Origin of the sequence: Butyricimonas hominis (assembly GCF_014287455.1) — a bacterium.
GTDB lineage: Bacteria > Bacteroidota > Bacteroidia > Bacteroidales > Marinifilaceae > Butyricimonas > Butyricimonas muris.
This window is the reverse complement of sequence record NZ_JACOOH010000003.1, coordinates 422,643-434,249: the sequence shown is the minus strand read 5'-3', so window position 1 is coordinate 434,249 and position 11,607 is coordinate 422,643. Positions and strand designations below refer to the sequence as shown.

Here is an 11,607-nt window from a genome sequence, read left to right as displayed (position 1 = left end):
TTTATGACGGGAAAAGTGTATCTTTGTTTGAAATTTACAAAAAAAGAGAGAGATGAATGCGTTGACACGTAAAATACCCACGTTTCATTACGAGAAATCGAACTTGCTACGTTTAGTGTTATTCACGGCTGTATTTGACTTGATTTTTATCAATCTCTATAAGCCGTTTAGTTCCCTGACGTGGTATCCCGTGTCGGAGTTCAAGTTTTTCCTTTTCTCCAGTCTTGTCATTCTCACGGGGGTACTGGTGGTCGCGGTGAGTCGTCTTATCATGTATTATTACACGAAACGTCATGCGCTCAATTACCTGCAATATGCCGGTTGGATTGCAGCCGAGGTCTTTTTCATGTCGCTTTTTTATACTACCTATTCCATGTATCTGCGACCGGAGCGCGAGGTGATGGAAATATTCGCGGAATCGACCGAGAACACTTTTCTTGTTTTGCTTTTGCCTTACGCCATGTTGATGCTTTATTTCTCGTGGCGGGACAAGGTACAAAAGTTGCGGATGATAGAGAATGATAAAAACGACATGGGAGGAACTTCCGCGGTGATCTCGTTTCTTGATGCGAACGGAGAGTTGCGTTTGTCCGTGAAACGCGGAAATTTATTGTATATCGAGTCTGCGGATAATTACGTGCGTGTCTGGTATTTGAACAAGGGTGTTGTCACGAGTTTCATGCTACGGAACACGTTGAAAGCCATGGAAGAAACCTTCGAGGGAACGAATATCCTGCGTTGCCATCGTTCTTACATGGTCAATTTCGAGCAGGTGAAAGTGATTCGCAGGGAGAAAGACGGTATTTATCTGGAATTTGGCGTCGAGAAAGTACCCGATATCCCGATTTCTAAAACGTATAGCGAGAAAGTGACACATTGGTTCATGTGTTATTCATCATAATTCGTTGGAAAGTCGTATCTTTGTAGAGGAGAAGTTAAGATTATGACACCTAAGGGGAGAAAAGATTTAACAGTTTCGGACGGAAGCGTGAAGCGGAAATTGGGGTCACGGAAATGGAGAAAAATCGTGAAACGGGTTTTCGTGTATGGTATCGTTTTGCCCCTTTTGCTTTGTTGTATGGGGATACTCTTTTGTAATTACCGGATAACGTGTTATGCCAAAGGTCGGGTATTCACGGACACGGCATCAATCCCTTGTAACAAGGTGGGATTATTGCTTGGGACTTCCCCCCGGTTAAAGGGTGGGCGGAGTAACCCGTATTTCGACAACCGCATCAACGCGGCAGTGGCGTTATATAACGCGGGAAAGGTAAAATATATACTGATCAGTGGGGATAACCGCCGGCACAACTACAATGAACCTCAAGCCATGAAAGATTCGCTGTTGAGAAGAGGTGTTCCGAAAGAGGTGCTTGTGTTGGATTTCGCGGGACTGCGTACGCTCGATTCCGTGGTGCGTTCCAAGGAGATATTCGGGCAGGATAGTATCACCGTGATTTCCCAGCAATTTCATAACGAACGGGCTATATTTCTGGCTCATCATTATGAAATGGAAGCGATCGGGTACAATGCCGAAGATGTCGGAACCCAAGAAGGTTTCAAGACACAAGTACGCGAATTGTTTGCCCGGGTAAAGGTGTATGTCGATTTCTTCACGAACAAGCAACCCCGCCATTTAGGAGAGAAGATCGAGATTCCGGAATAAGTTTATAAAGTTCATAAACCCGAAGCGACAGGTTCTATTCGCCTTCGGCGAGTTGCAGGTTGCAAGTTGCATTTGCCACAAGCGGCAAGTTACAAGTTACTTTTCTCGAGTTCTAGTTTGTATTCCAACTCATCCTCTGTTTATAGAGGAAACCGGCGAGTAAGCGAGGGCAATAGGGAAGCTTGCTTCCTGATTGCCGAGCGTGAGCTGGTTCGAGACCGGCTTCCGGGCTCACTTGGACGCGAAGCGAACGGAGGAGTTTAATCTAAAATCATCAATCAAGCAATCGTAAATCACCAAATCAATAAGATTACTGAATCAACAAGTCCACTTCCCGATATTACGTTCTTCCGCGTTGAATTCCACGCCCACCTTGACGGTTTTCCGGCTGTCGGCGGAGTAGGGGATGAGGTATCCCCGATCGTCGATTTGGGCGAGGGCTTCCTCGGCGGAGCCGTCGAGTTTGAACTCGAAGACATATATGTATAGCGAGGTTTTCACCACGGCGTCCGCCCGTCCTCGGGCACTGCGTACCTCGGCGTCGGTGAATTGTCCCATTAACTTGAATACAAGGTAGAACACCACTTGATAATGCCGTTCCGTCTTGGCGTTTAACTCGTAAGGAAAATCGGCGAAGAACGCCCGCAGTCGTGTCATGAAGGCATTGACATCCCCTTTTTCCAGTTCCTGCACGAATTTGCCGATATAAAAATCCGTTTCGCTTCCCGGTATGGCGGAGTAAAACGGGGCGACAAAATTCAGGAACCCGTACTTCACCTCCTCGTTGGGGAACCCGAGAGTGTACGTCTGGAAACGCTTGTCATATCCCTTTATCGTCAGGTAACCGCTCTGGTAGATCATCGGCACGGGATTCTTCACGTCGGCACGGTCGTCGGTGAGCGACGAGGCGGTTACCTCGATGCCGTCCAGTTCCTGCAAGTCGAAATCCGTCTGCTGCAGCATGCGTGCCAGAAACGTCGGCGTACCCGTTGCGAACCAGTAGTTCTGGAACAAACGTTTCTCCATCACGCTCAACAGGCTGAACGGGTTGAACACGTTCGGCACGTCACCGCTACTGAAATGATAGCCGTCGTAGCGGCGGGTTAATTCCTCTATCATCTCCTTGCGTGTCCCCCCGTGGTATGCCACCAACCGGTCTATTTCCGGCGCGAAGTTCGCCTCTATCTCGGAGAGTGTCAACCCGCAAAGCGTGGCATAATCCAAGTCGAGGCTGATATCGGAGAGTTGGTTGAGATTGCTGAATATCCCCATCTGCGCGAACTTCGTCACCCCCGTGATGAAGATGAAACGCAACCACGGGTCGGCGGTTTTTAACACTGAATAAAATGCCGTTAGTATCGAGCGGTATTGTTCCTGCAACTCAGGGTTATCGAAGCTGTTGAGCAGCGGCTTGTCGTACTCGTCTATGAGCACCACTACCCCCCGCCCCGTCCGGGCGTGTGCCGCCTTGATTACCTCCAAGAAACGAATGGAACGCGTCGGTCCCGGTATACTGACCCCGTACTCCCGTTCCCATTCCCCGAGGCGGTATTCCAGCATCTTGTCGAGTTCCTCCACGGTCTGGTATTGCCCCGCGTTCAGGTCGAGATGCAGCACGGCGTGAGTCGCCCATTCCGTCTCCAGCCGCTCGACGGCAAGCCCCTCGAAAAGCTCGCGCTTGCCTAGGAAGTACGCTTCCAGCGTCGAGAGCAAAAGACTCTTCCCGAAGCGCCGCGGGCGGCTCAGGAAATAGGGGGTTGGCGTACTGGCAAGGCGGTACACCAGTTCCGTCTTGTCCACGTACACGAAACCTTCCCGGCGGAGTTTCTCGAAACTCTGTATGCCGATAGGCATCTTCCGGAGATGGGATAACGTTTGGTTCATGGTCTTTTTTTTTACCTTCGGCAAGTTACAGGTTATATTCGCCTTCGGCGAGTTACAGGTTGCAAGTTACATTTGCCTTCGGCAGGTTACAAGTTCAATTTGCTTTATTCGTTATCACAAAGGTAGGGATAACAATTGAAAATTGAAAGTTGAAAATTGAAAATGTTCTATTCGCCTTCGGCGAGTTGCAGGTTGCAAGTTGTATTTGCCTTCGGCAAGTTGCAAGTTACTTTTCTTGCGTTAAGGCTGTATTCCAACTCTTCCTCTGTTTATAGAGGAAACCGGCGAGTAAGCGAGGGCAATAGGGAAGCTTGCTTCCTGATTGCCGAGCGTGAGCTGGTTCGAGACCGGCTTCCGGGCTCACTTGGACGCAAAGCTGACGGAGGAGTTTAATCTAAAATCTAAAATCATAAATCATAAATCACCGAATCGTCAGGCTCATCGAATCGGTCGTTACTTCCAAATGTTGGCTTTCCGAAAATTCCGTTCTCTCGGGGTTGCAGAAGAAGGGGTAGAGGTGGATTTTCCGGGGTTGCTTGTCGTTGAGGACGATGGAGATGCCGCAACTGGCGCGGGTGACGCCGCTGTCGGCGACGAGCATGGGTTTGCCGGGTTTGTTGTCGAAGAGGACGCCGACGAGTAGCGGGTCGTGGGGAGAGCAATGGGGGGAGCGGCGGTTGTCCTGCCACGTGATGGTGATGGTGTTGCCGTCGGCGCGAGCCTCGAGGTTCCACGGCAGGCTTCTCGGCCCGAAGCTGAAACGGAAGAGGTGGAAACACGCCACGACGCGTCCTATCAACTTGTCGTGGTTCATGTGGAACATGAGGTTGTCGCCCGTGCGTCCTGCCCAGTAGAGGGTGGCGGCGGTTGCCCATGCCGGGTAGTCCGCCATCGTCCGGGCGAAGGCGGCGCCGAACTTCCTTGCCTTGCCGAAAACCTCGTTCGTGCGTTCCTGCTCGGGATGCTTGGGTCCGGTATGCTTCCGGTTGTGCTTCGGTCGGAGTACCCAGTTGCCCAGTCGTTTGAAACCGATGATGTTGCGTAAGTTCACCCGCCGGATGGAGAAAAAGTCAAAGATCGTTTTCATGGTGTGTGGTTTATTTGTTACTAACTCGAGATTGGTTTCAGCCTGTGCCGGATTTGTCCGGTAGTCGTGTACCTTGTTGCTTTATTCCTCCACGGGTTCGTGCCAATGCACTCGGATTTCGGGGAGGGAGTCCATCACCATCAGCCCCGCCGAGGCGGTCAGCTCATCCACCGGAACCCCCGCCAGCAGTGCCACCATGCCTTGCCCGGCGGCGCGGCTCAGCCGCGAGAGGTAGTAGTGCGTGATGTCGGCGGTGTATATTCCGTCCTTGGCATACGTCGGGGAGGCATCCGTCAGGATGGCGTCCACCGGTTTCCCCTCCGCGTCGGTCACTGCGGCCTTCACGCGGTTGTCGCCGTCCGTTTCGTAGAGGCGCACGGCGGCAGGCAGCGGGTAAGGCGTATTAGTCATCTCCTCTTTGACTTCCTCTTCCTCTTCCCCTTCCACGGGCGGTGTCGTGTACCATCCCGGCTGCCGGACATGCCACCGGATTTCCACCTTCGCCGGTGTGCGTCCCTCCGTTTGTCCCGGAAGCGCGTCCGGCAATTCCATCCGCACCATGTACCCGCCCGTGCCATACACCACTGCCTGCCCGTCAGGGTATCCCTGTCGGGCGGCATCGGCAAACGGCAGGGCGTCCGTCTGCTGTTGGAGTACGCTATAAAGCGTCCCCGCCGGGTCGTTGACCGTGCTCATAAACATATACGGGGCATCCTCCGCCGCGCCCGTGACAAAGGAGCAGCTCCGGGCAGTGCCGCCGCCATCGTGCCAGTGGAGGGTGATGCCCATGCCGCCTGCCGACGGGTCGAGGGTGGAGATACAAGTGTTCGACGGGTCGGCCATCACGACCAGCCCTTTCAAATATTCCCGGAACTTGGCGGCATCCCCCATCACGCTGCTTCCGGCAGCGAGCATCTCCCGCCCGAGGGCGTCGGCGTTGTTGAGCCGGAAACGCAGAACGGGCGGCACTCTCCCCGCTCCGGGCCAAAACGTGAACGAACCCAAAGGTTCAGCCTCGTGCGGGACAGTGGCGTTATTGAAGACCGGGGCGGACGGGGGAAGTTCCCGCAGGCGGTAGAGGTGGATTTGCTGCATATAGGTCGTATCTCCCCACACCGTCCCGCCGTGGCGGGCGAAAAAGGTGATCGAATCGTACACGTGGTCTGCCCGCACCTCCCCGCCGGAAGGAGGCGAGAGGGTGAAATAGGGTGTCGCGAGCGTCACCCCCGTGATATCGTCCGTCCGTCCCAACAGCAGCATCCGGGGGGAAGAGGTCGCGAAGGAGTCGCGCTTTACGGTCAGTGCCGGAAGTTCCTCCGTCACGACGGTGACCTTCACGGGAGGCTCCGGGTCGTGAATCGGGTCTTTCACGTCGCAAGCGGCGAGCAACAGGATTGCCGCCGGGACGAGAAGTGATGTAATCGTAATTTTCATATCTTTCATTCGTGTATTTGTTCTACTTGTTCCTTCCGGTAGTCCACACGAGGCTGATTCCTGCTTGTGTCGGTCCCCAGAAATTCTTTGTTTTCCCTCTTTCCTTGTACCGTCGTGTTCCTTCAACCGCGTCGAACGTGTCGTGGTCGAAGTGCGTGTAGCCCAGTCCGAGATTGAAGTCGATGGAGAAGCAGCGCGAGAGATAGAGCTGGTAGCCCGTTGTCACGCCCGCGCTCCACGTCGTGCCTTGGTAGCCGGTGTCTTTCGACAGGAAGCTGCCTATCGGGTACTTGTATATATTGTACTCGCCGTAGCTGCCCGATACTCCCGCGTAGAAGCGTTTGCCGTCGAGCAGGTACCACCTTGCTTCGGGGTTGAGCAGCCATACCTTCTGCACCTTGCCGCGGTCGCCGTTCCACCGCGCGAGGCTGCCGTCGAGCCGTATGCCGACATGGCGGTTCACGCGCCACTTCGCTCCCAGTGCGGGAAGCAGCAAGGCGTCGTGCAGCAGGTTCGTCCGTATGGCGAAGCGGTACAGGCGTGCCGGGGATTCCGGTTCCGCTGGTGGCGCGGGTGCAACTGCCTTCGCGGGTGCGTTTTCCGTTATCGTTTCTTCGACCGTCACCGTTTTCTTTTCTGTCGTTTTTTTCTCCGCGGCGGCGGGTGGAGCCTCTTCCTTCGGCTTCTCCGCCACGGGCAGGGGTGCCGCTTTTGCCGGGACGCGGAGGGTCATGATTACCGCGTCCCGGTTGCCGTCGCGGGCGACGGCGCGGTTAGTGGTTATGAAGTTCTCTTCCTTGAGTCCCCGGCGCGTGATGAGTTCCGACTTCACGCGGTTGGCGCGGACGCGTGCCATGTCGAGGTTTTCCCGTTCGGAGGGGAGGGAGGCACAGTAGCTGTCCACGGCGAGAGGCATGCTGCCGTCGGCTATCCGCGCGCGGTATTCGTCCACGAGCGAGAGCAGGCGGCGGAGTTCCGCCTCGTTGCCCCGGAGGAAAAACATATCGTTGCCCGGCAGGAAGCGGAAAGTGACGACGGAATCTGCCGCCACTCTGTCCGCCCCCCGGGCGGGCGGTGTACCGGAAACCGGCATGCCCGCTATCAAAAAGAGTAGGATCTTAGTTAGTCGAGAAGGTTTCATAAAGCTATTATTTATATATAAGTATTTTGTCGATTTACCGGAATGGCACCGCGTGCGGTGATTCGTGAATGTAAAACTAGGTAAAAATGAAATCCGCCGGGAGACAATTCAACAAAATATTGCTTGCCAAATCGTAATAGGGGTATTTTTTTCACTTGCCAAATCGTAATTCCGTGCAAAAAGGTAAAAAACGTACTATTTCGGGCTATGATAGTCGTTTTTTGACAAAAACGCGATATATTTGAAGCATGGATGTGTCTGCTGCCTATCCGATAGCCATGACGGTGCTCGTGCCCGTTTTCTCGGCGGTGTCCTGCGGGATACTCGCTCTTTTTTCCCTGCCGGACAGTTTGACGCCGGGGGAGAAAAAGTTGAAACGGGTGCTTCTGGTCTATCTTTCCCTGTCGGCACTCGGTTGGTACACGTTTTTTTGTTACGAGTTCCAGCCGGGACTGTTTGTCCTGCTGAACACGGTTTGCCTTTTGGGCTTCGTGCTCCCGTCGATATTCTTTTACCGCGTGATCCGTTACCTTACGCGACTGGGGTTGCCGGAGCGTTTCCCGCCGTGGCATTACCTTGCGCCCGGGGTGTTGGCGGGGGTGATGCTGGGGTGGTCGCTGTTCGTGCCCGGCGAGGTGCAGCTGGAAATCGTCACGGGCAAGGCGCTGGTGACGCCGCCGGGATACGGGGCGTACACCCGCTTTTTCACGATAAAGCCCTTGGTGCGGGTGATTTTCGGGTTGGTGTATTATGCGTTGACGATCGGGGTACTGGTACGTTATTATAAAAAGATGAGCGAGCGGGACACGCTGGCGCGTGCGCCGGCACGGTGGGTGATTTTCCTCGTGGCGATCTCCGTGGCGTCGTTGCTCTCGTCGCTGTTGCCTACCTTTATGCCGCGCGGTAAAATACTTTATTCCATCTGGACGAGCGTGGTGACGTTGAGCATCGCCGCGCAACACGTGTTGCTGACCTACCACGTGATACGGCGCGAGTACGTGCTTTACGCCGTGCCCGAACCGGAGGGAAAAGTGCCGGGGGACGCGGCTGAAAAGACGCCGCGCAGGCAACATTCCGGCAGTATGTCGCGGTTGAGGCTGGAAACGTATTTCGTGAAGGAGAAACCTTACCTGAACCCGGGTTACAAGATAACGGATCTGGTGGAGGCGCTGGACGTGAACCGGACGGTAATATCGGCGTTTATCAACTGCGAGTACGGGATGAATTTCAACCGCTACCTGAACCACTGGCGGTTGCGGGAGGTGGAACGGCTCCGCTCGCTGCCCGGCAACGAGGGCAAGAGCGAGAGCGCGTTGGTCAAACAAGCGGGATTCGGCGAGTACAGGCAGTACACCCGCGCCCTTGTCGCCGGGCGGGAAGGAGGGGAGCCATGATCGGGCGGGAGCTTGTCGAGGCGTTCGCCTTCACGGCGCCCGTCGTGTGCGCGCTGGTGTGTATGGTGATGGTGCTGCTGGACGCGCGGACACGGGGGCGAAGCCGGGAAGACCGCCAATTGCGCCTGTTTCTGGCGCTGGCGTATTTCGTTACCTCGCTGGGGTGGATGGGGTTGGTGTTTTACACGATTTATCCCCGTGTCTTCATCTATTATCACTCGGTGTTCCTGCTGACGTTGATGCTGGACCAAGTGCTGTTCTACCGTTTCGTCGCCATTCTCACGGGCACGGGAGAGTACCGGCGGTTCGGCCGCCTGCATCTGGCGATACCGCTCGGCATTGTGGCGGTTTCGGTGATTTTTGACTTCGCCGTACCCGTTAGCCTGCAGGCGGCGGTGGTCTACGGCGACGACGCGTCGGGGACGTGGTTCCGGGTGATGTATGCAGTGACAACGCTCGTGTTCGTCGTTTACAATACCGTTTATCCCGCGTTGAGCTTGAGGAATATACGCCGTTACAAGCGATGTGTCGTGAATTACTCGTCAGACGCGCGTCGGTCGTCGCTCGGTTGGCTGGCGCTGATGCAGGCGTTGATACTGGTTTGCGTTCCGGTGCCGTTGGCGGGATTGTTATTTCGCATTCCGGTCTTCGCCACCAATTATTTCGTGTGGCTGGGTGCGCTGCCGACCTTCGTGTTTTACTTGATATTGTGCTATAACCTGCTCGATGATAATTACGTTATTATCAGGCAGGATGCCGGGGAAGAGGAGTACCCGCCCGACAAATCGATACCTCCCGGCCGAGCGCGTTTCACGCGTTACATGCGGGAGAAAAAGCCTTATCTTAATCCCAAGTTGCGTATTACCGACCTCGCCGCCGGAATGCACACGAACCGCAGTTATCTCTCGGCGTTTATAAACAAGGAGTTCGGCATGAACTTTTGCCGTTTGATCAACCGCTATCGCCTCGCGCATCTCGAACGCCTCCGCCTTTCCCCCGACAACGCGGGCAAGAGTAAAATGGAACTGGTGATTATGGCGGGATTCAGTAATTACAGGAGTTATCTGCGGGTGAAGGAGGAGGAGAGGCTTGTTAATTAGGTGATTTATGATTTTAGATTTTAGATCGAACTCCTCCGTCAGCTACGCTGCCAAGTGAGCCCGGAAGCCGGTCTCGAACCAGCTCACGCTCGGCAATCAGGAAGCAAGCTTCCCTATTGCCCTCGCTTACTCGCGGGTTTCCTCTATAAACAGAGGAGGAGCTGGAATACAGTCATGAACGCTAGAAAAATAACTTGTAACTTGCCGAAGGCAAATGCAACTTGCAACCTGCAACTCGCCGAAGGTGAATAATCTAATATTAGACTATGTCCCTCCGGCAAACATTTAACTGCCGAGCTATCGGATTAACTAAATATATTGTCGTTATGTCGTTATTATAACCTGCCTATAGCAGGTTATGAGCAGGTTTTGAGCAGGTGATGGGCAGGTTATGAAGGTTCCTAGCCCTTTGGTGGCGCGGGTTTCGGGAGGGTAAAACGGGAAAAAAGGTGTAAGTAATTATAAAACAGAATGGTGTGATTTGTATTTATTTTAGGTAATATTGGATTAAAATTAAATAAGTATTATAAAAATAATTTAAAAACAAATGAGTATTTTCTTTGTTTTGTAATCTAATTGTTTTAATATTGCATTACGATATCGTTTGAAAAAAGAAGGAAGACCCCAACGAGGCACCCCGGGGATCGGGTGTGACCGGTAGAACTAACACGACGTTTCATTATAAAAAAGAGAAAGTATGTACATGAAGAAATTGTTTCCTTGCTTGAAGAACATCCCTTGTTCCGGCAACGGCGTGTGGATCAGGCTCCCGGACGGCAGTATCGGGAAGTGGAACCTGTCGAAGGCAAACGCGACCTGCAACTCGCCGAAGGCGAAAAAAGAATTACGAACTAAAAAGAATTGAATTATGGCAAAAGGTAAATCAACCCTGTTTTGGGAATTGCGCCAGAGTATCGGTCAACACCGTTTCACCACGAGTTGGGACGGCGAGATAATCTCGGCGATGAAAGGTAAAAAGAACCCTGTTTACTCGAGCAAGGAGAAGCAGGAGGCACGTGACTTGCGTATAGCGGGTTACGGCGGTTGCGGGAAACTTACCCGCCCGTTGCTGGAAACGTTGCGGGTGAGCTTTCGCGAGCGCAAGAAGCGGGAATCGCCGATGAACGCTTTCATGCAGGCGAACGTGAAGACGCTCTGCACGGCGTCCCGCGATGCGTTGACGAAGAAAATCGTGCTGGAGTACGATTTCGGCGGGATGCAGGTGAGTGACGGCTCTCTGGACACGGCGAACGTGACGGCGACGGTGGACATGGACACGAACAAGGTGGCTTTCGTGCAGGTGGACGAGGTGATCCCCGGCGGGTTGGCGCGGGAGAACGACCGGGTGTACGCCTGCATGTTCACGGCGGGCGCGGAGGATCACAAGTCGATGCGCAGCCTGCGAGTGGATTTGCGTGACCGCGGCGAGGCGGGCTCGACATCGGCACTGATCCCGGCGGGCTGGAACAAGGCGGCGCTGTTCATCTACGCTTACGCCGTGTCCGCCGATGGCAAGTACTCGTCGCCCTCGACGCGGCTGTACCCGCCCCCCACGGCGGAGGAGCTCACGCTCGCCGAGGCGGTGGAGGCGTACGAGGCGGCACAGTTGCGGCTCGCCGTCCGCGAGGTGACCGCCACGCCCGAGGAGCGCGAGGCTATCATGCGGGCGAAAGCGGGCGTGAAGAAAGCAACCGCCGCCGCCGAGAAGGAAGCGGTGAAAGCGAAAAAGTCAGCTTTCGAGATAAAACTGGCGGGATTGGAGGCGGCAACTAGACAATTGAAAATTGAAAGTTGAAAATTGAAAATGATTTGTTCGCCTTCGGCGAGTTGCAAGTTGTTGAATCTAAAACAAACCGGAAAAGAAGCCGGGATACTGCCGAAGGTGGCGGTATCCCGGTTTT

10 protein-coding genes are annotated in these 11,607 nt (G+C 54.2%); 6 read left to right on the top strand and 4 right to left on the bottom strand.

The features are described from left to right. Window positions 1–52: 52 nt before the first annotated feature. On the top strand, window positions 53–901 hold the full coding sequence (locus tag H8S64_RS08660; protein WP_186975748.1) for a LytR/AlgR family response regulator transcription factor: 849 nt from the start codon (window positions 53–55) through the stop codon (window positions 899–901). A gap of 126 nt (window positions 902–1,027) precedes the next feature. Next, window positions 1,028–1,666 carry a SanA/YdcF family protein gene (locus H8S64_RS08655; protein WP_186975837.1) on the top strand — a complete coding sequence of 213 codons (639 nt, stop codon included), beginning with the start codon at window positions 1,028–1,030 and terminating at the stop codon, window positions 1,664–1,666. 318 nt (window positions 1,667–1,984) lie between these two features. Here the strand turns inward: H8S64_RS08655 and H8S64_RS08650 are convergent, their stop codons facing one another. The 4 genes from H8S64_RS08650 to H8S64_RS08635 form a co-directional block, all read right to left on the bottom strand. Continuing rightward, the gene (locus tag H8S64_RS08650) at window positions 1,985–3,550 is read right to left on the bottom strand and encodes an ATP-binding protein (protein WP_186975747.1); all 1,566 of its coding nucleotides are present in this window, start codon (window positions 3,548–3,550) and stop codon (window positions 1,985–1,987) included. A gap of 421 nt (window positions 3,551–3,971) precedes the next feature. Continuing rightward, complete coding sequence (locus H8S64_RS08645) at window positions 3,972–4,637, bottom strand: hypothetical protein (protein WP_186975746.1); 666 nt, start codon at window positions 4,635–4,637, stop codon at window positions 3,972–3,974. Window positions 4,638–4,718: 81 nt separating this feature from the next. Beyond that, window positions 4,719–6,080: a DUF4270 family protein gene (locus tag H8S64_RS08640; protein ID WP_186975745.1), complete on the bottom strand. Its 1,362-nt coding sequence runs from the start codon at window positions 6,078–6,080 to the stop codon at window positions 4,719–4,721. Window positions 6,081–6,093: 13 nt separating this feature from the next. After that, the gene (locus tag H8S64_RS08635) at window positions 6,094–7,212 is read right to left on the bottom strand and encodes a DUF3575 domain-containing protein (RefSeq protein WP_186975744.1); all 1,119 of its coding nucleotides are present in this window, start codon (window positions 7,210–7,212) and stop codon (window positions 6,094–6,096) included. 248 nt (window positions 7,213–7,460) lie between these two features. On the opposite strand from H8S64_RS08635, the gene H8S64_RS08630 reads away from it, so the two are divergent. From H8S64_RS08630 to H8S64_RS08615, 4 genes are all read left to right on the top strand, one after another. Continuing rightward, the gene (locus H8S64_RS08630; protein WP_255469483.1) at window positions 7,461–8,606 is read left to right on the top strand and encodes an AraC family transcriptional regulator; all 1,146 of its coding nucleotides are present in this window, start codon (window positions 7,461–7,463) and stop codon (window positions 8,604–8,606) included. A gap of 44 nt (window positions 8,607–8,650) precedes the next feature. Further along, window positions 8,651–9,706, top strand: a complete 1,056-nt coding sequence (locus tag H8S64_RS08625) for an AraC family transcriptional regulator (RefSeq protein WP_366482559.1) — start codon at window positions 8,651–8,653, stop codon at window positions 9,704–9,706. Window positions 9,707–10,403: 697 nt separating this feature from the next. Continuing rightward, window positions 10,404–10,571 carry a hypothetical protein gene (locus H8S64_RS08620; RefSeq protein WP_176555097.1) on the top strand — a complete coding sequence of 56 codons (168 nt, stop codon included), beginning with the start codon at window positions 10,404–10,406 and terminating at the stop codon, window positions 10,569–10,571. A gap of 3 nt (window positions 10,572–10,574) precedes the next feature. Next, entirely contained in the window at window positions 10,575–11,501 is a 927-nt protein-coding gene (locus H8S64_RS08615) for a hypothetical protein (RefSeq protein ID WP_186975742.1), read from the top strand. Window positions 11,502–11,607: the final 106 nt, after the last annotated feature.